Annotated in this window: 20 protein-coding genes and 1 pseudogene; 18 read left to right on the forward strand and 3 right to left on the reverse strand. The window is 66.9% G+C overall.

All coding sequences use genetic code 11. The features are described from left to right. The 10 genes from CJ197_RS14000 to CJ197_RS14045 all read left to right on the forward strand — a co-directional run. The coding region (locus tag CJ197_RS14000) for an AAA family ATPase (RefSeq protein ID WP_199173950.1) at nt 1–1,494 on the forward strand (1,494 nt) is incomplete at its 5' end. A 358-nt stretch (nt 1,495–1,852) separates the two neighbouring features. Next, entirely contained in the window at nt 1,853–2,398 is a 546-nt protein-coding gene (locus tag CJ197_RS14005; RefSeq protein ID WP_073117307.1) for an RNA polymerase sigma factor, read from the forward strand. A 40-nt stretch (nt 2,399–2,438) separates the two neighbouring features. Further along, nucleotides 2,439–3,206 (forward strand): hypothetical protein, encoded by a 768-nt coding sequence (locus tag CJ197_RS14010; RefSeq protein WP_233190994.1) that lies wholly within the window; start codon nt 2,439–2,441, stop codon nt 3,204–3,206. Between the two features lie 83 nt (nt 3,207–3,289). Beyond that, nucleotides 3,290–3,916: a hypothetical protein gene (locus tag CJ197_RS14015; protein WP_102237361.1), complete on the forward strand. Its 627-nt coding sequence runs from the start codon at nt 3,290–3,292 to the stop codon at nt 3,914–3,916. After that, nucleotides 3,913–4,677: a murein hydrolase transporter LrgB gene (locus tag CJ197_RS14020; RefSeq protein WP_102237362.1), complete on the forward strand. Its 765-nt coding sequence runs from the start codon at nt 3,913–3,915 to the stop codon at nt 4,675–4,677. Before CJ197_RS14015 ends, CJ197_RS14020 begins: the two co-directional genes overlap by 4 nt. A gap of 11 nt (nt 4,678–4,688) precedes the next feature. Next, nucleotides 4,689–5,561 carry an ABC transporter ATP-binding protein gene (locus tag CJ197_RS14025; protein ID WP_073117282.1) on the forward strand — a complete coding sequence of 291 codons (873 nt, stop codon included), beginning with the start codon at nt 4,689–4,691 and terminating at the stop codon, nt 5,559–5,561. After that, entirely contained in the window at nt 5,558–5,950 is a 393-nt protein-coding gene (locus tag CJ197_RS14030; protein ID WP_199173951.1) for a hypothetical protein, read from the forward strand. The genes CJ197_RS14025 and CJ197_RS14030 overlap by 4 nt, the downstream gene beginning before the upstream one ends. Nucleotides 5,951–6,058: 108 nt before the next feature. Then, complete coding sequence (locus tag CJ197_RS14035; protein WP_233190996.1) at nt 6,059–6,766, forward strand: ATP-binding cassette domain-containing protein; 708 nt, start codon at nt 6,059–6,061, stop codon at nt 6,764–6,766. Further along, entirely contained in the window at nt 6,766–8,211 is a 1,446-nt protein-coding gene (locus CJ197_RS14040; protein ID WP_073117283.1) for a hypothetical protein, read from the forward strand. Before CJ197_RS14035 ends, CJ197_RS14040 begins: the two co-directional genes overlap by 1 nt. A gap of 67 nt (nt 8,212–8,278) precedes the next feature. Further along, nucleotides 8,279–9,211: a helix-turn-helix transcriptional regulator gene (locus tag CJ197_RS14045; RefSeq protein WP_102237363.1), complete on the forward strand. Its 933-nt coding sequence runs from the start codon at nt 8,279–8,281 to the stop codon at nt 9,209–9,211. On the opposite strand, the gene mobF is transcribed toward CJ197_RS14045, so the two are convergent. Together mobF and CJ197_RS14055 are read right to left on the reverse strand one after the other, a co-directional pair. Then, entirely contained in the window at nt 9,206–12,670 is a 3,465-nt protein-coding gene (gene mobF / locus CJ197_RS14050) for a MobF family relaxase (RefSeq protein WP_233190997.1), read from the reverse strand. The genes CJ197_RS14045 and mobF overlap by 6 nt on opposite strands. Before the next feature lie 168 nt (nt 12,671–12,838). Continuing rightward, the gene (locus tag CJ197_RS14055; RefSeq protein WP_102237365.1) at nt 12,839–13,441 is read right to left on the reverse strand and encodes a TetR/AcrR family transcriptional regulator; all 603 of its coding nucleotides are present in this window, start codon (nt 13,439–13,441) and stop codon (nt 12,839–12,841) included. Nucleotides 13,442–13,620: 179 nt separating this feature from the next. Here CJ197_RS14055 and CJ197_RS14060 point away from each other — a divergent pair, with 179 nt between their 5' ends. The 3 genes from CJ197_RS14060 (at nt 13,621) to CJ197_RS14070 (ending at nt 17,097) form a co-directional block, all read left to right on the forward strand. After that, the gene (locus tag CJ197_RS14060; protein WP_146007787.1) at nt 13,621–14,676 is read left to right on the forward strand and encodes a hypothetical protein; all 1,056 of its coding nucleotides are present in this window, start codon (nt 13,621–13,623) and stop codon (nt 14,674–14,676) included. 11 nt (nt 14,677–14,687) lie between these two features. Next, nucleotides 14,688–15,896, forward strand: coding sequence for an FAD-dependent oxidoreductase (locus CJ197_RS14065; RefSeq protein ID WP_102237367.1), 1,209 nt, complete (start codon nt 14,688–14,690; stop codon nt 15,894–15,896). A gap of 328 nt (nt 15,897–16,224) precedes the next feature. After that, complete coding sequence (locus tag CJ197_RS14070) at nt 16,225–17,097, forward strand: exopolyphosphatase (protein WP_102237368.1); 873 nt, start codon at nt 16,225–16,227, stop codon at nt 17,095–17,097. Between the two features lie 318 nt (nt 17,098–17,415). Here the strand turns inward: CJ197_RS14070 and CJ197_RS14075 are convergent, their stop codons facing one another. Then, complete coding sequence (locus CJ197_RS14075) at nt 17,416–18,993, reverse strand: recombinase family protein (protein ID WP_102237369.1); 1,578 nt, start codon at nt 18,991–18,993, stop codon at nt 17,416–17,418. Nucleotides 18,994–19,040: 47 nt separating this feature from the next. Here CJ197_RS14075 and CJ197_RS14080 point away from each other — a divergent pair. From CJ197_RS14080 to CJ197_RS14100, 5 genes and pseudogenes are all read left to right on the forward strand, one after another. Continuing rightward, nucleotides 19,041–20,042 (forward strand): annotated as a pseudogene (locus tag CJ197_RS14080) (conjugal transfer protein); the annotation flags it as partial. Between the two features lie 254 nt (nt 20,043–20,296). After that, nucleotides 20,297–22,051: a P-loop NTPase fold protein gene (locus CJ197_RS14085; protein ID WP_158239517.1), complete on the forward strand. Its 1,755-nt coding sequence runs from the start codon at nt 20,297–20,299 to the stop codon at nt 22,049–22,051. Between the two features lie 358 nt (nt 22,052–22,409). After that, a complete protein-coding gene (locus CJ197_RS14090; RefSeq protein WP_101967810.1) occupies nt 22,410–22,916 on the forward strand; it encodes a hypothetical protein in 507 nt (168 codons plus the stop codon). Nucleotides 22,917–23,008: 92 nt separating this feature from the next. After that, nucleotides 23,009–24,205: a queuosine biosynthesis protein queC gene (locus tag CJ197_RS14095; RefSeq protein WP_102237371.1), complete on the forward strand. Its 1,197-nt coding sequence runs from the start codon at nt 23,009–23,011 to the stop codon at nt 24,203–24,205. Beyond that, nucleotides 24,202–24,957 carry a TatD family hydrolase gene (locus tag CJ197_RS14100; RefSeq protein ID WP_041102998.1) on the forward strand — a complete coding sequence of 252 codons (756 nt, stop codon included), beginning with the start codon at nt 24,202–24,204 and terminating at the stop codon, nt 24,955–24,957. Before CJ197_RS14095 ends, CJ197_RS14100 begins: the two co-directional genes overlap by 4 nt. Nucleotides 24,958–25,272 lie beyond the last annotated feature (315 nt).

Here is a 25,272-nt window from a genome sequence, read left to right on the forward strand (position 1 = left end):
GCCTTGAACTGGGGACTGAACTTACGCCTGGATCTTCCTGCCATGTCCTTGATCCTTCCTCATAGAAGACTGTCCAAGAACCTTGGTACACCCCAGCAGATGCTGTTGCGGGCTGATGATGTGCCGTTGGATCTGATCGGGCAGGTGGGGCGGTCGGTGGTTGAGGTGGTGGGGGAGAAGCGTTCGACGTGGCGGCGCTGGAACCTGATGGCCGAAGCTGCCCGCCAGACGATGGGGTGGCGGTTCGCCACCGTCGAGGACCGCGAAGCCATCACCGCCATGGTCGCCGACGCTGCCGAACAGGCGTCCGTGCGTCTGACACCGCCCGAGCTGACCACGAGCCCGGTGGAGTTCCGTCGCCTGGAGGGCACCTCGGTGTTTCGGCCGAAGCACTCCACGGTGTTCTCGTCCGACACCCTCCTGGCCGCCGAGGACCGCTTCCTGCAACGGGCACGCACCACCACCGGGCCGAGCATCGACCTCTCCACCGTCGAAACGATCACGAGCAAGCCTGACGCCGACGGTCGGATGCTCGGTCCCGACCAGGCCGCAGCCTTGGCGTCGGTCGCTGTGTCGGGCCGGGTGGTGGATGTGTTGGTGGGGCCGGCGGGGGCTGGGAAGACGACCGCGATGAACGCACTCCGCCGGGCATGGGAGACCTCGCATGGTGCCGGGTCGGTAGTGGGGTTGGCCCCGTCCGCGGTGGCGGCGCAAGTGCTGGCAGATGATCTGGGGATCGCCACGGAGAACACGGCGAAGTGGTGGACCACCCACCGATACACCGACGCCAGCTTCAAGGCCGGGCAGCTCGTGATCATCGACGAAGCCTCCCTCGCCGGCACCCTCTCCTTGGACCGGATCACGCAGGCAGCGGAGGAGGCGGGGGCGAAGGTGCTGCTGGTCGGCGACTACGCCCAGCTCCAGTCCGTCGATGCCGGTGGTGCGTTCAGCCTGTTGATCCACGACCGCGACGATGCTCCCGAACTGGTCGACGTTCACCGCTTCACCCACGCCTGGGAGAAGACCGCATCCCTGGAGCTGCGACACGGCCGCGCACCAGTCATCGATACCTACCTGGCACATGACCGCATCCATGACGGTGACGCCGAGGCCATGACCGATGCCGCCTACACCGCCTGGCGACACGACCGCCAGGCGGGATTGGCGTCGGTGCTGATCGCCGAAACCCGCGAGAACGTCACCGCCCTCAACGTCCGCGCCCGCGCCGACCTCATCCTGGACGGCACGCTGAAGCCCGGCCCGGAAATCACCCTGTCCGACGGATCGGCAGCAGGTGTGGGTGACACGATCATCACCCGCCGCAATGACCGTCGGCTGCGGAACCGGCACGGCTGGGTCCGCAACGGCCAAACCTGGACCATCACCGCCGTGCACGGCGATGGGTCGGTCACGATCCGCCCACCCGGTGCCCGGTTCGGCAACAGCATCGTCCTGCCCGCTGACTACGTGGCTGAGCACGTCGACCTCGGCTAGCCGAGGTACCCCAAACACACCTACCGTGATCGTGTGTCTGTGCGCCCCAGTCTACGGCGGTGGGTGCCGATACCGCGGCCGTGAGTTGCGGGGACCCACCCTGCCAGAGGTCTGAGTTGCCGATCCGGAGCATTGGCCTTACATCGATCCAGGCAGTGACTGCGCTCGGCAACAGGGTCCCGCCAGTAGACGCTTGTGAGGCTCTGCGTCTCCTTCAGCGCGCTCCGTCAGTCGTCAGTTGGTCCTGATAGGACGGGAGTGGAGTGAACCTAGGAGTGCCTGGGCGCTACTGATCTGGTGATGGACATCGGACGGGAACGGCGGAGCGAGGTGAAGCTGGTTGGTGCAGAGCGGGGATATGCAGACCGATGATCACCTACTGGCTCTGGTCGGTGGGGGCGACGAGCGTGCGCTCGGCCACTTGTATGCCCGCTACGCGTCGGTCGTGTTCGCGTTCGTTCTCGCCCGGGTCTCGGACCGTGGGGTCGCGGAGGAGGTGAGTGCGGATGTTTGGCTGGGATGCTGGCGATCGGCGCGCGCGTTCCGGCGCGACGCGAAGGTGCTCACCTGGTTACTCGGTATCGCGAAGCGCCAGATCTACATGCACACCCGCCGCAAACGCCTGCCACAGGTGCCCCTCGACGAAGAGCAGGCGAACGAGCTGCCCTCGGACGAACTCGGCCCGGCCGAACTGGTCTTGGCCGCCGATCAGGCGGCTGCCGTCTTGGATGCGCTCGATGCGCTCCCGGAGAGCTTGGCTGAGGTGGTGCGGTTGGCGTGGTTGCACGAGCTGCCGTACGAGGAGATCGCCGACGTTGTCGGTGTGCCGGTCGGGACGGTCAAGAGCCGGGTGTCACGGGCGCGAAGGCAGCTGCGTGAGGAACTGAGGAGGCAGGATGCCTGAACACGAATCGAACCAGAACCGGGGCGAGGACATCCGCGACGTGCTGCGCCGGTGGGAGTCCGAGCGTGCCGCGCAGGCCCCGGACTTCTCGACGATCCATCGCCGTATAGCCGCGCAGCCGTCCCCGCTCGACGCACCGCGCTGGTCCGCGGCCCGGAGCCTGCGATTGGCTGGGGCGTTGGCGTGGGCGCAGGTGCGGGTGGTGCCGTGGCTCGTGCTGCCGGTGGTGCTGGTGACGGTGACGATGGCGGTGCTCGCCGCCCGTTTCCTCGGGGTGAGCCAGGGGGCGTCGGCGGCCGTGACGGGGTTCTCCGCACTGATGCTGCTGGGCGTGGCGGCGACGGTGACGATGGCGTTGTCGCCGAGCCGAGCGGATGCAGTGTCGCTGTCGACGCCGCTGGGGCCGCAGGTCGTCGTGATGGCGCGGATCGGGATCGTGCTGGTTCTCGACGTGGTCTGCGGGACCGCGGCGTCGGTGGTGGTGACGGCGTGGGGGCACACCGGTGGACTGGGCGCGCTACTGGCCGGCTGGTTGGTCCCGTTGGCGGTGATCGCTGGTGTCGCGACTTTCGTAGCGATCTGGGCAGTGCCGTGGGCGGGCATGATCGCCGGCCTGGTGTTGATTCCGCTGGTGACTCCGGCGTCGAACAGCACGATGAGCATCGGTCTCGGTGCGATCTCTGGCGTGGTCTGGGAGGCGATCACCCCGGCCGGTGTCGCGGCGCTCGGCATCCTGATCCTTGCCGCTGCGATCATCTCCGCCCGGTCTGCCGCTGCCCGCCGCGGAGGACTTCCTGAACCGGTGTGAACCTTCCCCGTCCGGACCGCTACTGATCCAGTGAAGGCCGAACAGCACCCTGCGCGTCGGCCTGGTTCAGGAAGGTGGATCGGATGTCGGGAGCGCTGCTGGGCACGCAATGGCGCCGCGTTGGCCTGCCCATCGCCGTAGGTCCGGTGATCGCGGGCGGCCTGGTCGCGGTCGCGGGCTGGCTGGTGTCGTCGGCGTGGCCGACATCGCAGGCGATGACGCTGGTGACCTGGCTGGCGCAGGTCTTTGTGATCTGCGCCGGGGTGTGCGTGGCAGTCGCCCTCACCGGTGACCCGCTGATCGAGCTGCACGAGTCGACGACCGTCGGTTTCCGCACCGTCCAACTGTTGCGCGGCCTACTCGTCACCGTCTCGGGGCTGGCTGGTGCGGTCGTGATGGTCGTGCCCCTGCATCTGCTCGGGATGTGGCCGCGCGATATCGGGTGGGCCAGCGTGGCCTCACCTGCCGGGGCAGTCGTGCTCGTCGCGGTGATCGCCCTGTTCGCAGCGGCATACGCCGGGACCGCGTCAGCCACGACGATCGCAGTCGTCGCAGCGTGGATGTTCCTCGCGATGCTCTGGGACCCGTACGTGCTCCCACTGCACTTGCAGCGGGGCGTGCCGCTTGCGGCCGCGGCGGTCCTGCTGGTCCTGGCCTGGCAGCGGCTCGGCAACTCGGAACGCAACATCGCGAAGGTGGCAACGGTATGACCCTCATCGACCTGGCCCGCACGCATTCCCGAGCCGCGCGGAGGCAGAAGGCACTCTGGTTCACCGCGATCCCGCTGACCGCATTCGCGACACTGCTCGCGGTCATCTCCCCAGCCCGGCCCGGTACCGGCGGGATCGCAGACCTCGCGTTCTCGGGGCAGATCATCGCGATGTTCACCGGGATCGCCTACGCGGCCGCGTTCGCGGACTTCTTCACCGCACAAGCGAAGCTCGGCATGCACGAGCTCGAAGCCTCGACTCCCGCCCCGGGTGCGCTGCTGCGGACCGCGCGGGTGCTCGGAGCGTTCAGTGTCGTCATCGCCCCGTCGCTGGCGGTGCTGCTGGTGATGGGGCTGATGCAGACGATCAGCGGGCATCCCTGGTCCCTACCGGGCGCGCTGGCCGTCACCGCGACCATCGTTGCCCCGGCGGCGTTGATCACGATGGCACTGTCCGGGGTCTGTGGTGTGTTGATGCCGAAAGCGCTGGGACGGATCGTGGCGGTGCTGGTGTGGTTCTTCCTGATCTTCTCCAGCTCTGTGCTGCCGCTCCCAACCCCGAACGGCACCGTGTTCTCCGTCATCGGCGACGCGATCGTCGCCGGCTGGTTCGGTGCCGATTCGATCTATCCCGCCACAGGTCCCCTCGGGTTCGACGGCACTCCGTTGAACGCGGCCATCTCCCTGGTCCTCCAACTCGTCATCATCGCCGCCCTGCTGCTGGCCGGGTCGTCGCTGGCCGAACGCACCCGGAAGCGTTGAAAGGAAACCGCATGTTCATCTCGATGGATCATCTCGGCAAGGACTTCCGCAAGAAGCCGGCCGCACTCGATGACGTCACCCTCGATCTGCCGCAGGGCATGATCGGGCTGCTCGGCTCCAACGGGGCCGGGAAGACCACCCTCATGCGCATCCTGTGCGGCATCATCCAGCCGACTCGCGGCCGGGTGCAGATCGATGGCCACGACCTCGCCGACGCGTCCACCCGGCGGGCGGTGAAGAAGACGCTCGGCTATCTGCCGCAGGACGTCGAACCGTACCCGAACCTCACCCCGCTGGAGTTCCTGGACTACGTCGGCGTCCTCAAGGGCATCGACAACGCGAGCGCACGAAAGGGGCAGGCCCGCGAGCTGATCGCCCGGGTCGGGTTGACCGACGCGCAGGATCGGCGTATCGGCGGGTTCTCCGGCGGGATGCGTCGCCGCGTCGGCATCGCGCAGGCGCTCATGGGTGACCCCAGGCTGTTGATCGTGGACGAACCCACCGCCGGACTCGACCCGGAAGAGCGGATGCGGTTCCGCACCCTGCTGGCCAGCCTCGGCCAGGACCGCACCGTGATTCTGTCCACCCACATCCTCGACGATGTCGCCCAGACCTGCCCGTACGTGTTCGTGCTCCGCGACGGCCGGGCCCGCTACGACGGCCCCACCGAGGGGCTGATCGACGCCGCCCGCGGACGCACCTGGCTCACCGCAGCCCGCACCGCACCGCCGCCCGAGCACGTCACCGTCGTCAACGCGACGACCACCGGGGCGGGAACCCAATACCGGATCATCACCGACACCCCACCCGCCGACGCGAGCCCGGCCGACCCCAACCTCGAGGACGGCTACATGGCACTCGCCCAACTGAAGGAGACCCCATGACCCCCATGACCCCGCGCCGCCGCACCGGACGGCTCGCCGCAGCGGCCGGTGCCCTCATCCTCGGCACGATTGGGCTGGCCGGGTGCAACGGCATGCAACATCCCGAGGACTTCCCTGTCGACGGGCCGAAGGTAACCGCGACGAGCAACCCGGCCGAGGTCAGCAAGGACGACTTCGGGCACTCCTGGAACCTCACCGTCGACCACGGCACCGTCGCCTGCGAACAGAACTCCGACAGCGACCCGGTCCTCACCTTCACCGCCCCTGACGGCACCGTCTACGCCCTCAACGCAGTCGATCAGAACAAGGACCTGCCCGACATCGGCGAGATCTCCGACGGCTCCATCGGCACGCTGCGCACCTTCGCGTTCACCGTCTGCGACGCCTGACCCCATCATCCGCGAAAGGAGAACCACGCGATGGTCTCTCATGACGATCACGCACGCCCATCCGCCACTGCCGTCGACCGAAGCGCCGCCGCTGTCCGCTGTGTCGATGTGCGGCTGCAACGCGGCGATACGGTGGTGCTCGATGGCCTCGACCTCACCGTCACCACCGGGCGGGTCCACGCCCTGCTGGGCCGCAACGGTGCCGGGAAGTCCACGACCTTCCGCATCCTGCTGGGGCTGATGGACGCCGACTCCGGCACGATCGACGTACTCGGGGACACCTCGATGCGAGGCGGGCGGAGCCGGACGACGTTGGAGCGGATCGGGGCCAGCATCGACGGCCCTGCGATTTACGGTCATCTCAGCGCGTTCGACAACCTGCTCGTGCACGCCCGTCTCACCGGGGTCGGCCGGGAACGTATCGAGGAAGTCCTCGACATCGTGGGACTCGCCGGGACCGGCCGGAAACGTGCACGGCACTTCTCGATGGGCATGAAGGCCCGGCTCGCGCTCGGGATCGCGATCCTCACCGAACCAGACCTGCTCATCCTCGATGAGCCGCAGAACGGGCTTGACCCGCAGGGAATCGTCGAACTGCGGCATCTGCTGCGCGACTACGCCGCCGCCGGGCGGACCGTGCTCGTCAGCTCCCATCAGCTCGGCGAGATCACCCAACTCGCCGACGACATCTCCGTCCTGGCCGATGGGCGCTGCCGCTACCAGGGAACCCTCGAAGACTTCGCGCCCGCCGGGCAACTGGAGCAGGCGTTCCTCGATCTCACCCTGCCCGATGCCGCACGGTCGGAGGCCGCTTGATGCGCCCGCTCGTCGCAGCCGTCCGCGCCGAGACCGTACGCACCCGCGGTTCGGCCGCCGCCTACCTGCCCTGGCTCGGGCTGGTGATCGCAGGCATCAGCTTCGCAGGCATTCTGATCACCCCCGAGAGTCAGGAGCGGGCGGCTCTGTTGTGGCAGACGCTGTACGTCACGGGGATGGCCGCCCCCTTGCTCACCCTGCTGGCCGGGCTTACCACCGCCCGCGAAGCAGTCGCGCGCGAGGGCGGCACGCTCTGGCGGCCGGTCAGCCCGCGGACCATCGTGCTCGCGCGCTTCCTCGTCCTCGCCGCGCTATCGGCACTGTTCCATGCACTGGCCTTCTGGACCGTCATTCCGTTCTCGCTCCTGGCCGGAGCACCGACCGACGTCACTGGAATCCTCTGGGCCGGGGCCAGCTGCTGGATCGCCACCCTCGGTGTGCTCGCCCTCGCCTACGTCGCCACCGAAGCCTGGGGACTCATCCCCGTCTTCCTCGCCGCGTGGGCCTGGCAGGTCATCGGCAGCCTCGCCGCGGAGATCACCGTCTGGCCGGTGCTCCCGCCCACCTGGGCGGTGCGGGCGATGTTGCCGCTGCTCGGCGCGCACCAGAACGCCGAACCCCTCGATCCCACCGATCCGCTCGCCCAGGAGTCCCCGGCACTCGCTCTCGTTCTCGGGCTGCTGCTCGCCGCTGTCGTCCTCGGCGTGCGACTCATCCGGGTCGGCGCTGCGCGTACGGAGGGCCGGACCGACAATCGGCCGGTCGGCCGACGCAGCACCCGCCCCGGCGCGCTCGGCGCGATACGCACCGTCATGCGCTCCCGCGCCGTGATCCCGCTCTGCGTCGCGGCGGTCGTGCTGGCTGTCGCAGTCGCAGCCGTGTACCCGAACAGCTACCTTCTCGGCCTGCACACCTACGCGATGCTCCCACTCGGCGCCTGCATCATCGTCGTGCTCGCCTGGCAGGCTCTCACGCCCGGCTGGCGCATCCTCGTGCTGCGGCGCGGCAATATCCCTGCTGCCGTACGCAGTTGGCTCGTGCTGTGCGTCACCGTCGTCACTCTCGCCGTCACCCTCTGCACACTCGCGAACACCGTCCTGCGCGGCGAGACCGACCCGGCGACCATCGTCTCGCTGCTGCGTTCCGGACTGCTCTGGCTGATCCTCGGCACGGCCGGCGTCCTCGGAGCACTCTGGCTCACCGTCCGCTACGGCGTCGGTTGGGCGCTCGGCGCAACGGTCATCATCATGATCCTCGGGATCACCCTCGGCGGAGATGTCCTCGCCGATACCTGGCTTTGGGTACTCGGCCCCACCGCTTGGCCGCTCACCGCCGACACGCCAGCCCGTCTTACCCTCGCGGCGCTGATCGGACTGCTCATCGCCGCGTCCACCTGGCTGCTCAGCGGTCGCGTACTGCGAACCGCAACCGCACGAGGCGTCTGACCATGACTACCGCCCGGCCACAGCTCCAGTGCCTACCTCCGGCAAGGGGGCGGTACGAGGGCAGGAGATGACCGGACACGCCGCTTTGCGGGCAGTCAACCGGACGATCTACCGGTCCGTCGGACCCGTCGCGTATGACTTCGTGAAGCTGATAGTCGTGCGCGACGGGTCGGCGATCCTGTTCAGCGAGTTCGGGGAACACCCGATCAACGTCGGCGATGTCGTGCTGCTGGCCGCGAACACATTGTGCGGCTCCGAGCCGGAAGGGCACATCACGGTGTCCACGATCTACGCCGACTCCGATTACGTGCTCGACCAGCTCTTCTGGCAACACGTCGATATGCTCTGCGACCGCCTCGACACTCAGGACTTCGCGGACACGATCTATACCGAACCGGCCCAGATACTCCGGCTGGGTGAGCACCGGGCAGGCATGTTGATGCCCTGGGTCGATGAGTTGGTCGCTCTGACCACGGACGAGCTCGCCCGGAGCCGGTTCCACCGGGCCCAGGCGTTGTGGTTTTCGATCATCGACCAGGTGTCGCCGTTCATCGAGGTATCGCCCCACCGGATCGCCCCGAACCAGCGTGCCCATATCCGGCCCACCCTGCCGCGCGAGCGCAGGTTCGCACCGTTGCGGGCCGAGGCTCGTCAGGTCGAGGCGCTGCTGCGCGGCGATGTCGCGCATGACTGGAACCTGACGGAGCTGGCCGACGCAGTTCATCTGTCGCCGAAGCAGCTCAGCCGGGTGTTCGTGGAGGCGTTCGGGAAGACACCGCTGGCGTACCTGACAATGCTGCGCGTGCAGGAGATGAGCCGCCAACTACGCGAGCCCGAGGTCTCGATCGCGGAAGCAGGCCGTCGGGTCGGATGGCAGTCGCGGAACCGTGCGACGGAGGCGTTCCGCGAGCATGCGGGGATCACTCCGACGCGGTACCGGCAGATGCAACTCCATCCGGAGTCTCGGAGACCAACGGTTCTAAGACCGGCGGTTCTATAGGGTCCGTGTCGGCCCGTCTGACCGAGGGTCGTGGCGGTGGGTGTCATGTTCGAACGGGTCGCGGAGCTGCTGTGCGCGTTCAGCCGCTCGCTGCCGCTGGTCGGCCCGCTCGGCCTGCTTGGCGTCGATGCGGGCGGCGGCTTCGACGATCGGCAGAGCGCGCAGCTGGTCGGCTTCGGCACGAGTGGCGGCGGCCTCGGTACGCGCGGCGCGGGCGCGGCGGTGTGGGTCGGGCTCACGCATGCCGAGGTGGATGCGGCGGGCGCGTTCGGTCCCGTACTCGCTGACCAGCAGTGCCAGGTGTTCCTGCTCGTGACGTTCCCGCATCGTCTTCTGCCCGGCCGTCACGGCCGCCACGCCTTGCACCGCCTCGGTCACGCGGGGATCGGCCTCGGCGTGGCTGGCGGCGACTCTGCTCGCCCATGCGGTGAGCTGGTCAGCAGCGCTCGGGGTGGTGCCCCATTCGTTGGCGACCTGTCCGCGCAGCTCCCGGGCGCGTTCGGTCGCGGCGCGATGCTCGGTGCGGGCCTTACGCTTGCCGAACCGGCCGACAGCAGCGAGGCGGGCGCTTGCCGTGGTCTCGTCTGCGACGGCGGAGAGGTAGGCCGCGGCATCGGCCTCAGCCCGGGCGGTGAGCGGCCCTGCGACCTCGACACGTATCTGCTCGACCGCTTCTTCGGCCTTGCGGAGGGCTTCGGTGTTCTCGTCCGTCTCGGCGCGGTGAGTCTCACGTTGGGCGTCGAACCTGTCGGCGATCTGTTCCCAGCGTTCCGCCGCCCGCAGCGCGCGTTCGACCTCACCGTAAAGGCGAGCGAGTTCGTCCGTGACCAGCCGCACAGGGCCGTTGGTGACCAAGCCACGCACGGCTTCGACTGCTTGGGTGGTGGCGTGGTCGAGGCCGCGGTCTGCTGGGTCGTGTTCCATGGCGTCGTTGAACTGCGCCCGGGCGTCTGCGAGGTCTTCGGCGACGACGTGCAGCTGGTTGGTGTCGCTGCCTCGGGTCATGCCGACGTAGACGTTTGCCGCGGTCGTCGCTTCCGACAGGATCGTGTGGGCGGTATCGACGGTTGCGCCTTGGACGCCGTAGGCGGTCGTCGCATAGGACAGGTGCGCGTACTCGTTCACGTACTCGGGCGGGAGGGCGACAGTGCGGAGGTTCTTCTGCTTGTTGCCGACCTCACGTGCGTACACGGTGCCATCATCGATGAGCCGTTGCACGATCCATTGCTGCCGGTTCGCGACACCCAGGCTGGTGTCGTTCTTCCGGGTCTGGATCAGGTCACCGGCCCCGATGGGCAGGCCGTCGCTGCCGGTCGCCGTCACCGTGTCGTCCACCTCGCCCTGTTCGACCCGGCCGGTGCGGATGCGCTCATTCACCGCGGCAGCTTCCTCGTTGGTCGCCACCGTGATCGCCTCCCCGTCTCGGGCGTTGGCGGTGATGTGGTCGCGGGCCGCGTCGTCGTCGGCGTGCAGGGTCACGACGCCCATCGTGACCAGTTGGTCGAACACGTCGCCGGGGTTCTCCCGGTCCCGCATCTTGAGAGTGAGCGCGGCGTAGGCGGAGTCGGTGAAGCGGTGCAGCTCGGTCATGTCGTAGGTGCGGCCTCTGATCTGGGCGGCCATGTCGAGTACCCCGCCCCGTCCCACGGCGGGCAGCTGGGCGCGGTCGCCGACGAGCGCGACTGTTGCGCCTGCCTCTTGGGTGATGGTGAGGAGGGCGTGGGCGGTGTCTTGGTCGAGCATCCCGGCCTCGTCCACGATCACCCGCTCACCCCGCACCAGCCGCCCTTCTTCGGTCGGGCCGGTGAAGCTGCGCCCGGTGTCGGGGTCGATATCGCTCTGCGCGAGGCGGGTCCAGACGCCGTCATCGTTCCATCGCCACCCATGCGCATACACGAGCGCCGCAACCGAGGTGGCGGGGATGCCGAGGTCGTCGTGTGCGACTTGTGCTGCTCGTAAGGTCGGGGCGACCACTCGCGACCCACGGCCCTGCTCGGCGGCAACGTGGATGGCGACGCCGAGCATCGTCGTCTTCCCGGCCCCGGCCGCACCCTCCACGATCACCAGCGGATCAGCCGACGCGACCGCCGCAGCGGCAGCCGTCTGCCCCTCATCGAGCTTTGCCGCCTGCGCGGCCTCGGTGACGTCCGGGTGTTCCGGCTCCTGGTGTGGTGTTGCGGTGGTGAGTTGGTCGCGTAGCGCGGTCTCGGCGGCGATCACGCCGAGACTGGTCAGGTGGGCGACGTGTTCCGGTGTCGGCGCATCGGGTGGCAGGATCGAGAAGCAGTCATCGATCGCGAGATCGGTCGCAACCGCGATGAACTTCCGCAACTCCGCCGGTGTGGCCTGCGCGCCTGCCTCGGTCGTGATCCGGGTGATGTGCTCCTGGATCGTGTGCCGGGTCCACGCCGACGCCCCGGCGGCGCACCGGTCGAGTGCCCGCGATGCGACCTCCTGCACGGCAAGGTCATCTAGCGACATCGCGGGTTGCACGGGCTTGCGTTCCAGATGCTCGGGGTCGTAGCCGGCGTCGGTGAGTTCTTGCCGCCACCACTGCTCGTTCTTGAGATCGGCCGGCTTCTTCCCGGGGCGCTGGTGTGCCCACGCGATGCCCTGCAACCGTGCGCTCATCACCGGCCCCAGCTGCTCACCGTGGTGGGCTTGTTCCCATTCGGTTTCGAGCCGGTCGAGGTTGCGGCTGATCTGTGCCGACCGCTTCGACATCACCGGGTTGAACGGCTCCAGCTCCGCCACCTCGCCCGATACGGGGTCGAGGGTCAGGCCGTGCTCGGTGAGGGTCTGGGTGAGCTGCGGGTGCGCGGCGATCACCGCGCTGCCCATCGCGCGGATCGCGCCCTGCTGCTTGAACAACGCCACCGTGTCCAACGCTCGCCACTTCCCAGCCGCGAACACTCTGGTGCCGATCTGCATGTGGATGTGCCGGTGCGGATCACCCGCCCGCGAGGTCTTGTGCCGGATGCCGACGACCTGCATGTGCTCGATCGGCACGACCTCCTGCGCGCCCCTCGGGCCGACCCGAGTCACGCTGTGTTGGCCGAGCCAGCGGCGTATCTCGGCGAGGGCGTCCTGCTGCGCGGCATCGAGCGCTGCGGAGACGTCGGGGTGGAGGGCGGCGGCGACCGACAGGCTCTTGGGGGCGTTGATCGTCATCTCCGCGAACAACGGCGACCCTTTGCGCCCGTCACCCGGCAGACGTGGAGTACCCATCTGCTCGCCCGTGACCGGGTTGATCCAGTCCACCCACCCCTCGTATTCAGCAGACGTCAGCGACCGAGAGACCGTCACCTCGCCCATGGCGTCGAGGACCGCGTACTCGGCCACGGCGTCGTCGGCGCCGAGGTAGTACTCGTCCGCGCCGGACCGGTCGGACTCGACATAGCGGCGAGCGGCGGCACCGTTGCCGCGGAACAGGATCACGCCGCCCTTCACGCCTGTCACCGCCTCCCGCAAGGTCGTCCTTGCAGGAGAGGTGCGCACTACGGCCCCGGCCGTAGCATCCGTGCATCAACTACTGAGTCTGAGAAGTTGTTATGTCAGAGAGCAGACGGCAGCGCGGGGGCAGAACAGAACGGGTTGCCGGGTCAGGGCTGTTGACTCGTTGGGGAGTCAGCGGGTGAGGGCGGTGAAAAGGTCGGCGGTGTCGTTGATGAAGTCGCCAGTGTTATGGCTGTCGATGAGGGGGGTCTGCAAGATGTGGGCGTAGATCAGGCTGATCATCAGCCGCGCCTGGCGGGGTGCCTGAGCGCGGGCCTGCCGGGGGTCGAGTCCACCGCCGGTGGAGAGCCAGAGCGCTGCGTACTCGCGGAAGAACTCGAAAGCCCCGGCATAGACTTCGTTCGCAGCGCCGCGAACGATCGGGTTGGTGACGGCCTCCGCCCAGACCTGCACGATGAAGCCGGTCGGCACGTCCGTTTGCGTGATCCGTTCAGTGATCAAAGTCATGAGGTGCTCGGGGCTGGGGAGCGGGTCTGAGTCCAACACCCCTTCCAGTCCGCTGAACACGCCGCTGACGGTGGCGCGGGCGACGTAGGCGATGATCTCGTCCTTGCCCGAGAAGTGGGTGTAGATCGCCCCGGACGACAGGCCAGAGGCGTCGATGATGTTCGCCATCGAGGTCGAGTGGATGCCACGCGCGGCGAACTGCTCCACCGCAGCCTGTGCGATCTGATCGCGCCGTGCCTGCCGCTGCGCCTCGCTGATCTTCGGCACCTACACCCTCCCTACCGATAAAGAACGAATCTTCCCCATCGTACTAAGCCAACTCCCCGCGCGGCTTGACGACTGAACTTCCCACATGGCTAGCATAGAGAGAGATCATTCGTTTTGTTGGAGGTGTAGGCATGAGTGGGAACGAGTCCACGATCGCGACGGGGAGTCGCTGGGGTCGGGTGTGGGGCATCGTCTCGGTGGCGGCAGTGGCTTTGACGTTGCTGGCGGTGGCGTTCGTGTGGCCATCGGCCGAAGGCGAGGCCGATGGCATCTCGGTGGCGGTGACCGGACAGCCGGAGGCCGTCGAGGGATTCGTCAAGGCTGCCGAGGGCGGACTGGGCGAGGTCGTGGATATCGTCGTGGTCGATGATCGCGATGCGGCGGTGACCGGGATTGAACAGCGGAAGTTCATCGGTGCGCTCGTGCTCGGAGAAGAGCCGGAGGTGTTGACCGCGTCCGCGAACGGGCAGGTGCCAGCGGCGTTCATGACCGAGATGGCCTCCCAAGTGCAGATCAACGCCAGTGAACAGATGTACGCGGGCGTGATCGGGCAGCTGCAGGAAGCGCTCGCCAGCGGCGAGGGTGACCCTGCCACGATGCTCAACCAGCTCCCGGAGAGCCTGCCTGCGGTGCAGGTCACCGACGTCGTGCCGTACTCGGAGGGAGACCCGAACGGAGTCGGACTCACCACCGCCGGTATCCCGCTGACCGTGGGCACTCTGCTGGCGAGCATCCTGATCGCGTTCACCGTCGCCGGGCGTTGGCAGCGCATCAGCGCTGTCCTCGGCTTGGGGGTCGGTGGCGGACTCATTCTCACGCTGGTGCTGGGCACTTGGCTCCAGGTCTACCCCGGATCGTTCGGGCTGGTCTGGGCCGCTCTGTCGCTCTCGCTCACCGCGACGAGCGCCTTGTTTGTCGGACTGCACGGCCTGCTCGGGCGGGCGGGACTCGGGATCGCAGCGGCAGTAACGCTGTTCGCGGCGATGCCGTGGGCCGCGTTCGCCGTGCCCTACCAGTTCCTCCCCGCCGGACTCGGGCACATCGGCCAGTGGCTCATCCCCGGCGCGACGACCACTCTCACGCGCACCGTCAGCTACTTCCCCGACACCACCGCCAGCACGTCCTGGTGGGCACTGGCGATCTGGGCAGCCGGCGGACTCATCCTGGCGCTTCTTGCCCGCCAGAAGCGCCCCAGCGAAATGGCCGCGTCACCGGCCACGACAGTACGCCACTGAAAGGAGAATGTATGGACTCGACCAAGAGTGAAGAAACCGTCGATTGCGTCGTCGTAGGCGGCGGCCCCGCCGGAATGATGGCCGGCCTGTTGCTGGCCCGTCAAGGCGTGAACGTGCGGGTATTGGAGAAGCATCCCGATTTTCTCCGAGACTTTCGTGGCGACACGATCCATCCCTCCACGATGAAAGTCATGGACGAACTAGGTATCGTCGGCCGATTCCTCAACATCCCGCACCGGCGCATGAAGACCGTGGCTGTGTCCGCCCCGGATGGTGAGTCCGTGTTCGCGGACTTCTCCCTCTTGCCAGAGCCTTACAACTATGTGGCGTTCATGCCCCAATGGGATTTCCTCGACTTCCTCGCCGAAGAAGCCCGAGCGTACCCATCGTTCGAGTTGATCCGCGAAGCCCAAGTGACCGAGCTGCTCATCAAGGGCAATCAGGCACACGGGGTGCGCTACACCACCCCCCATGGCGAGCAGACGCTCACGGCACGGCTCGTTATCGGAGCGGACGGCCGCCACTCCACAGTACGCACACGCGCATGGCTCGCCCCCGTTGAGAGCGACGCTCCGATGGATGTGCTCTGGTTCCGGATCAGCCGGGAAGACGACGACCAGGTGCCCTTCGTCAGTGTCGGATCGGGGTTCACCATCGTCGCCGTAGACCGGGGATCGTACTGGCAACTGGCTTACTGCATCCCCAAAGGCGAATACGACCACTTGCGCACTTATCCCACGAGTGTGGTCGCCGACCGGATACGCCAGACCATCCCTAATATCGCGGAGCGATTCACCCAGGAGATCGAGTCCTGGGATGACCTAAAGCTCCTCAGCGTCTCGGTCAACCACCTGAAGTGTTGGCACCGCCCCGGCCTGCTCTGCATCGGCGATGCCGCACATGCCATGTCTCCCGCTGGGGGTGTCGGCATCAACCTGGCGATACAGGACGCGGTGGCAGCATCTCGCATGCTTGGGCCAGGCCTCGCAGCAGGGAAGACTCCGACGGAGGCGCTGCTGCGACGAGTGCAGAAACGGCGAGAAAGACCAGCAAGGATCATTCAGGCCGGCCAGGGGAAGATCCTTGCCGACCTATACCCGAAACACCTCGACGACACTTATAAGACGCCCGCTGCAGCAAAAATCGTTCGCCGCTCGCGCTGGTTGCAGAAAACCGCCGCTCGCGTCATCGGTATAGGCCTTCGCCCCGAGCGCGTATAAGGCGCTGGGCCACCACTCCGATAATCAACGAGGGATGGCCTTGAACGGGGATTGATCCGACGAAATAGTCGCATATCCGGTGATAAACCGAGCATCTGGCACGGATCCGTCGCGCTTCGTTCGCCTGCAATCCGTGACCGCCAGGCCGGTGCGGGTACGCCGAGAAGCAGACCTTGAATGGCTTTCTGGCGACTCGCGCCAAACCAACAGCACTGTGCAGAGCGCGACGTAGCGAAGTGCCTGCTGTCAATCGGCGGACGTAAAGGCGTGCAGGCGCACGTCATGGCGTGGGTGCTTGTGGCGCACCTCCTTCTCGGGAGGTGCCACCGTGACCGAACACACCCCACCCAGTACAGGCGACGATGTCGCAGCCCCGGATGGCTCGCCGCGTCACGGGTTTGAGACGCCGGAGGGTTTGCGTGCCCTGCTGATCCGGTTGCACGATGCCGGGCCTGGGGCCTGGCGCAGTGACCGTCAAGCAGCGGAACTGATGCGATACACGGCAGAGAGGTACCGACGGCTGGCCCGTAAGTACGGGCTGGATGAGTGGGAGGTGGCTTCAGCTGCGTTCGAGGTCATGCTCGCCCCCTCGACGCGGAACGCGGGGAACCCGTGGGCGGTGGTTACTCGCGCGGTGCAGATCACCTGTGGCGTCGAGGTTCGGGCGGCGGGGATGCTCGTTGCGCCCGCCAAGGTGCGCCACATGTCCAGGTTCACTGGGTTCCACGACGCCATCCGGTTCGCTGAACGAGAGAACCTTCCCGACTACCACCCCGCCTTCCACGTCACCGACCCCACCATCGACGATGAGGAAGACTCCGGTGACCGTGTTCGGGTTGCTGCCGTCCTATCGGAGATAGTCGGGCTGTTCGCCTCGGTGGGCTGGGATGCCGTGCTCGTGACCGACTGCATCGAGCACCTCGCCTACCGGCTCGGCGATCTGACCTCCCGGCCGAACGCGGTAGAAGTGCTACGCCGCGACCGCGCTATCTCGGCACTGCTGGGGATACCGCCGAGGTCGTGGGCAGCGTTGCTGCGGATCGTTCTGGGGCATCCCGCCTCGAAGCACGCTGGTACTGCGACCGGCGACGGGGTGCTGCTGCGCCTGCTCAGCGGAGAACCCCTCGATTCCCTGCGTTGCGACACCAGTCTGCTGGCTGCGATATGGGCCGCCAACCCGGACAAGCAGACCGAGCCCTGAACCACGATGAGCGTGCGGGAGGGGCGTCGTACCTATCAGCATGAGCACTCCCACCGCTACCACCACTGTCACTCCTACTTCCTCCGCTCCGCTGTCACAGCCTGCCGTCTCCACGTTGGGAGCACGCCTGGCCGCTGCCTCACGCCAAGCCCAGGGCTTGCGTGCGACGGTGGATGATCCGGCGGTGCTGGACGAACTGCGAGGACTGTGCACGGCACCTCGTCCCACGGTGCGCGCCGTCGCCAAGATACGGAAAGGCCCCGCACCCTGAACCGCCTGCGCGGCCAGGGAACGGGACCAACAGCACCCGGTCAGGAGTCACGCGCGCCAGATGAACTCGATCCGCCGGGCGAGAACGTCGGCTCGGTGCGCGTCACGGCGGGCGTGGAACGCCTCGGTGCTCTCGTTTCGGCGCTTGGGCACGGCGGTCATCATATCGGCGGGGTGGGCGTGGACGAGCACGGCTTGCAGGACCAGGCTGGTGGCCTGGTACTGCCACATCGGCGTCCGGCCCTCCCACTCGGCGGCGACGGTAGTCATGTCGATGCTCGGCCCCACGTGCTGTTCGGGTACGGCGGCGGCGTACTCGCGGCGGGTGGCCTCGATGCGCTCAGCGATCCGTGCCCGTTGCCGCACCCACATGGCCTTGTCGATCAGCCCGTCGTAATGGTCATCATCAAGTTGGGCCAGGCGCTCTCGGTCGGCATCGAGTGTGGCCGCCAATCCGACACGCGCCGTCAAGTCGCCGCCGGGTGCTCGGCGCTTGGTGGGGTTCAGGGTGATCTGTTCGAACGTCGCCAGCACCGCTTCCTCTACGAGCTTCGAGACTTCAGTTGAGCGGATCGAGCGGTGACAGCCGCCGCGGGTGGCCTGCACGCACTGATACACCGGACCTCGGTGGAGCATCGCCGTTCCGCAAGCAGAGCAGCGGATGAGCCCTGAGAACGGGTACATGCGCTTCGCCGCACCGCTGCCGGGCTGGTGGAGGTTCCGCGCCTTCTTCCGCGCGTCGAGCACGTCGGAGACCTGTTGCCAGGTGTCCTCGTCCACGATCGCAGGCCACGCCGCTTTCACCTGCATGAGCGAGGTCTTGGAGCGGGTGCCATCCGGCAAGATCGGCCGATACTCGCGCACTCCCTTGGTGGAAGGGTTGCGCAGCATCAATTTCAGTGTCCTGTCCGACCACGCGCAGCCGTGCGTGGTGAGCACGCCGCGCTCGTTCCAGTCCTTGCGAATCCGGTACAGGGACTCACCGGCCAGCACCCGCTGCATCGCCTCGACCACCATCGGCCCGGTCACCGGATCGATGACGAGGACGCCGTTCTCGGCGCGGTACCCGAACGGCGCCCTGCCCCCATGCCACGCGCCCTCGAGGGCCTGCTGCTTTGCCGCCCGCGCGACCCGACGCGCAGTGTCAGCGGATGACTTGTTCGCCATCGCCACCAGCACCCTGGCCATCGCCACATCGGAATCCGTGTCCAGGCGCAGAGACCCAGTCACCGAGCGAACCCCAAATTCACCGAGCACCTTGGCGTCGATGAGGTCTTCCAGGTCGCGCGGGTCGCGCACCGCCCGATCCAAGTCATACGCGACCATCACCTGCGCCTGCCCCTCGCTCAGGTGTTTGAGCATTGCGCGAAACTGCGGGCGGATCACCCGCCGCACCCGCTCACCCGAGGGCAGAGTGATCGTGTGCTGCTTGAACGCCGACGTGTCGTTCTCTCGGAACACGGCTGCTACTTCCAAGCCGTGCGCGGCGGCGTAGGCGCGGCAGTCGGCCTCCTGCCGGTCAACTCCACGCTCGCTGCCCTCCGGGTCATCACTGATCCTGACGTACACCACCGCCCGCAACAGCGACCCTGATCCCGTAGTCTGTTCATGCTCGTTGTCGCCCATCAGTCGGCCCACCTTCCTACTCGCGTGAGAGGTAGGTGCGTTTACAGAACCTCGGCTACGCCGTCACCGCCCACCGCGCCCAAGGCCTCACCACCGACACCGCTCACGTCCTCGTCGAACCCACCACCACCAGGGAGAACCTGTATGTCGCGATGACGCGCGGACGGGAGTCGAACCTGGCTTACGTCATCCTTGACCGTCCCGACGATCACGCCACGGCGCATCCGGGCGACAACCCTGACGCCACCGCCCGCACGGTCCTCTACGGCGTGCTGCAACACAGCGGTGCTGAGCTGTCGGCGCACGAGACCATCACCGTCGAGCAGGACCGGTGGGGCTCGATCGCCCAACTCGCTGCCGAGTACGAGACCATCGCCGCCGCAGCCCAACTCGACCGCTGGACCACCCTGGTCCGCGGCGCAGGGCTCACCGACGAGCAAGCGCAAGCCGTCATCGACTCCGATGCCTTCGGCGCGTTGACTGCGGAACTGCGCCGGGCCGAAGCCAACCACCACAACGTCGACGCCCTCCTGCCACGCCTCATCAAGGCTCGTGGGTTCGCTGACGCCGACGACATCGCCTCCGTCATCCACCACCGCCTCGCCAACGCCACCACCCGACCCGCCGGCTCCGGCCGCACACGACTGGCCCCGCGTCTCATCGCCGGGCTGATTCCCGAAGCCACCGGCCCCATGACCCCCGACATGCAGCAAGCGCTGACCGAACGCCGCCACCTCATCGAAACCCGAGCAGAAGCCGTCCTCGACGCCGCCCTCCACACCCACGAGCCATGGGTTACCGCACTCGGCCCGATACCCGCGATTGGGCGGGAGCGGCAGCAGTGGCGATGCCGCGCCCTGGTTGTCGCTGCTTACCGTGACCGGTACCAGATCACCGATCCGACACCGCTCGGCGCCCAGCCCGAAGGCACGGCGCAGAAGATCGACCGCGCCCGCGCCGAAACCGCGCTCCGGACGCTGACCCGCCCGACCCTCCAGGACGAGCGTCGGCGCCCCGCCTCCCAAGCGACGCGGCACCTCCACCTCTAACCCGCCAACGGTTGGCCTGTGGAGGCCGTCGACCGCTCCGAATGATTGTTCGCGGGGTAGGCGGTGAGTTCTCATGCTTGGGCTGCAGCCCGATGCTCACGCCACACGTCGCCATGAAGACGGGCTCACTCGCATCCCGTAGTCGTGTCGTGGCCCCATGGGGGCCAACTTGTCGAGATACTTGTGGGGGACATGAATCTCTGACACCAGGCGATTTCGCGCAGCCGAGCCATCGCCAGAGAGCGAGGCAGGCTATGGCGGCGACACTTCCACAGATCCGGCTATGGGACGACAACCCGAGCACACTAGACCTCCTCGGGTTCGACGCCGTGGTCGAGCCGATCGTCGCCGCGGTCCGCGAACGCAGCATTCACCCGCTGACGCTGTCGGTGCAGAGCCCGTGGGGCGGCGGAAAGTCCACGATCCTGAAGCTGATCGAGGCCGAGTTCCAGGACGACGACAGCTGCTTCGTCGTCTCGACCAACCCGTGGGCCTACGACGACCAGGCGGATGTCAAAGGCACTCTGATCTCTGAGATTCTGCACGGCATCGAGAGCCAGATCCCCGATCCAGGCATCAGGGCCAAGGTGGCCGACAAGGCGAAGGAACTGCTCGGACGCATCAGTTGGAGCCGAGCCGCGGTCGCCATCGCCAAGGGCGCGCTGACCTTCCAGGTCGACCCGCAACAGATCGCGGACATCTTCCAGCCCAAGGACCCGGGCGGGCCGGACTCGATGGCCAGCTTCAACGACGCCTACAAGGAGCTGCTCGCGCTCATACCGAACGTTGAGCGTGTCGTGGTCTTGGTCGACGACCTCGATCGATGTTTGCCGGATGCGGTGACCGCTACATTGGAGGCGATCAAGCTCTTCCTCTCGACCGAGAAGATGGTCTTCGTCCTGGCAGCGGACCAGGACATGGTCCGAGACGCTATCTCGGTGAGCCTGGATGGCGCTCGCCGCGGCGACATCTTCGCCCAGCGCTACTTGGAGAAGATCGTTCAGCTCCCGATTGCACTACCGCGTCTGTCCGCCGCCGATGCGGAGGCCTACATCGGCCTCCTGATCGCTGGCCGTTCGATGGAGGAGTCGGACCTGCAGGCCCTCGCGGAGCACGTCCGTGCCCGACGCAACGCTAACCAGTCTCCACTGCTGCATGGCTTCGACGACCTCGCCGTCAAGCCATCTGACGAAGACCTCGCGCTTGCGATTCAGCTTGCCGAAGGGCTCAGCGCGGATCGGCGGTCGAACCCGCGCCAGATCAAGCGTTTCCTCAACGCGTTTGGCGTTCGCGAGTCGATCGCCCGCGCTCGCGGCGTCACGATCCCCCCGGCCGTGATGATCAAGATGCTGCTGCTCGAAGAACTTCACCGCACGTCCTTCAACGCGTTGGCGGGAGCGTCGGTTCAAGAGCGCAAGTCCATCGTGGCCCGGTGGGAGGCGTGGGCGAACCCCTCCGGTGAGGAGGGCGAGGACGCGACCCTCCCAGAGGGCATCGACGAAGCGACGAAGGAATGGGCCGCTGCCCCTCCGTCACTGCGAAGCGAGAACCTTGACCCGTATCTCACCCTCGCTGCGAGCCTGATCAACGTGAGTATGGGCGCTCAGGTCTCCGACGAGGTGCTGGCGCTGATCAACGATCTGCTCGGCGAGAGTGATGCTGCGCGGAACGTGGCCGCCGACGCTCTCAGCGAGCGCGGGGAAGACGAGCAACGGGCAGCTCTCGATGTTCTGTTCGCCACGGCCAAGCGCCTGGATGACGGCGAAGCAGTGGTCCGCGGCGCAGTGCTTTGGGTCGGGAAGACGCCCGCACTGGAGCAGGATGTGGCAGCCGGAGTTGAAGCACACTGCTGGGGATCACGACTTACTCCAGGTGCGGTCGTCGAACTCGCGACAAGCAGACGATCTACCCTCATGCAGCTCGTGAGACGTGCCGCTCAGGACACCACACTGCACCCGTCGACGCAGACCGCCGCGCGCGAGGAGTTGGAGCAGGTCAGTGGGAACTAGTGGCGCTTACGGCGGCAGCAACTCTGCTGAATGGAACGACTTCCGAGACGCATGGTCCGACCTCGGCTCAGGGCATGCCGGCACCGGCGGTGACACCGGAGAGCCGGGCCCTTCTCAGCCTTCCGATCAGCTATTTGAACCGACGCAACCCGCGTCCGACCTCGACCGAGTAGGGCAAGCACTTATCAATGCCCTCTGGCGCGACGATCCAGCCACCAGAGGCAACGTCGTACCGACAATTCCGCGCCCACGTGTTCCCGGCCGCCGCGGCGCCGGTGCAGGAGGTGCAGCAGGCGCAGGAGGAACAGGCGGGGGATCCGCAGGCGCCGGGCGGTCCGGGAGCCGGTCCACTCGGCAGGTGATTGGTGGAGCCTCACGCGGTGGCGCGACGATCGGTGCGGCCTACGCGCTGCGGAACCGCGACGCCCAGCGGCTGGCTGACTACGGCCTGTCACTCGCCGAGTTCGACTCCCTCAGCCCTCGCGCTCGCATCAGCAGACTCGTCACCCTCATGATCGGCGACGACGGACACCCCGATGACCGAGCCATCCGCCAAGCGGCCACGGAACAGGTCAAGAAGATCGTGAGGACCGAAGGCGAGCCCCCGACCGCCACCGAGGCAATCAAAGGCTTCGTCAGCGCGTACATCTTCCAGCTGGGACTTGTCGAACTCCAAGACCAAATCATCAACGGAACACTTGACGGCAACGAAGCAGTAGTGCGCGAGCGCATGCTGCGCGGTTGGATCGACGCGAAGGTTCGTTCTCTCGACATCGACGCCAGCCCCGCGCTCTCAGCGAACGCCCTTCACCAGGCGGCCGCTGACCTTGCCCAACGAGCCGTTCGCGTTCTGAGAGCGAGGTAAGCGACAACATGCCGCTCACACACTTCTATGTCTCTGGTGAGGCCTCCACCAACCAGCCCCCGGCGGATCGTCACCATCTTCGGTGGCCCACCATGGCCGGTGGGACGGACACCGTAAGAAGCGCTGTCGGCTGGTGGTTGCCCTCGCTGGGCCCAGTCCCGACGCAGGCGATCGATCTGGTCCGCATCGCGGGCGGCGCCTACCTCGTCGACCGACTCTCTGGCAGACCCAGCGCCTTCACTCGGCGACTTCATCTCACGGTAGAGGTCGCCGATCCCGAGCCGTGGGAGGGCGAGGCGATCGACCAACTCGCTCAGCTACTTTTCTGGCTCACAGGCGACACCTGGGAACTCCAGCTCGTCCAGGACCCCACCACCCCGAATGACCCGATCGCAGGACCCTCTGGTGGCGCGGACTCTGTCGCGCTGCTCAGCGGAGGGCTCGACTCATATCTTGGAGCGTTGCACCTGCTCGCCACTCTGGACGAGGAGCCGCTGTTCGTGGGTCACTACGACACCGCCACCGCTGTCCGTCGAGCCCAAAACACCGTTCACAGCTGGCTGGAGGAAGCCCACACTCCACCGCCCTCGTACACGCAGATCGAGTTCACCCAAGTCGACGACAAGAAGGAAAGCTCCAGCCGCAGCCGCTCGTTGCTCTTCCTCGCGCTCGGAACCGCCGTTGCCACCAGCCGTGGCGCCTCCAAGCTCTTCGTGCCGGAGAACGGATTCACCAGTCTCAATCTCCCCCTACACCCCAACCGGGCCGGCGCGCTCTCGACTCGTTCTACCCACCCCGAGACCTTCTATCGGGTCAACCTGCTCCTGCAGAGCCTTAACCTGTCACTCGCCGTGACTAATCCCTTCGCCACTTTCACTAAGGGGGAGGAGATGCGGCTGGTCGCTGATAGCCACCCACCGGGTGGTTGGGACCGCATCGCTGGGCTCACGGTGTCCTGTAGCAAACTCGACGGCGCTCGGATCAAGGGCGGAAACTCGACCCTCAACTGTGGCCTCTGCTACGCATGCGTCACTCGCAGGGGTGCATTCATCGCGGCGGGGGTCAACGACTCGACCAGCTACCTGTCCGACGGACTCACTGGAAACGCGCGGCTCGAACTCCTTGAACGGCGCTACAGCGACCGCGCCGCCATCTCGTACGCAACAACTCGCGGCATCGACGACGACGTGATCGACGCAGGAACCTGGCCCCCAGACGCCGACCTGGACGAAATCAGCGACCTCGCTCGCCGAGGTCTCGCCGAACTTGGAAAGGTGACCCTGATATGAGCAGGTCTGCTCTCCCCGCACTAGACGCCCACGCCCACATCGCGCCGGACGTCACACCGACACAGATCGCGGCCCTCGGACAATCCGTCGTGTTCGCCATGACCCGGAGCCTGGACGAAGCCCGCAAAGTCAAGAACCGGCGAGATCCAGCGCTCGTTTGGGGGATCGGCGTCCACCCCGGCCTAGCGACAGCGCGCGAGGCATGGGACCCCGAACATTTCACCGCTCTGCTCGGCTCGTTCGCCCTGGTCGGGGAAATCGGTCTCGACCGCCGAGGCGGCGACCTGGTACGCCAGCGTTCGATCTTCAAGGACGTACTGAGCATCGTCCGCAGCGAACCGGTACTCGTCTCCATCCACAGCAACGGCCTCGCAACCGAGGTCGTCGAACACCTCCAGGCCGCCGGCATGCGCGGTGCGATCCTGCATTGGTTCAACGGTGATTCCACCGACATCGCTGGCGCGATTGAGACCGACGCGTACTTCTCGGTCAACGCCGCGATGTCCGAGGACCAGATCAGGCAACTGCCCCCGGAACGAGTCCTGTGCGAGACAGACTTCCCGACTCGCAAGATCCGGGCCCGCAAACCTGCCGACACAGAGCGCATCGAACACCTGCTCAGCCAGATCTGGAACAAGACACCCGAAGAGGTCCGCGCCCGAACGTGGTGGAACCTGCGCACCCTGAGCGAACGCTCCGGCGCCATCGAACGCCTGCCAGAGGCAGTCGCCGACACCCTCCTCTACCTGTAGACGTGCGACGGCATGGTCTACCCAATGGGGACTGCCCGGCCGCGGCGTCTTTATCTGTCACGCCCCTGGGGGTCACGCAAAGCCACCCCCGCAGCGATCAGATGATTCCGAACTGTGCCCGCTGAGAACCCCTGGCGCTCACCAACACGTTCGAGCGACTCTCCGTTCGCATAACGCTGAACCATGTCGCGGACCTCTGCAGCGGAAGGGGTCGCCCGCCGTATGCGGACACCTCGCCTCGATCTTTCATGGTGCTGCTGAGCGGCGGTGTCCGGCGTCGTTGCCGGTGTGCGCGAGCTGATTGTGGCATGAGGG

Source organism: Brachybacterium sp. UMB0905 (assembly GCF_002871795.1).
In the GTDB taxonomy this organism is placed as follows: Bacteria; Actinomycetota; Actinomycetes; order Actinomycetales; family Dermabacteraceae; genus Brachybacterium.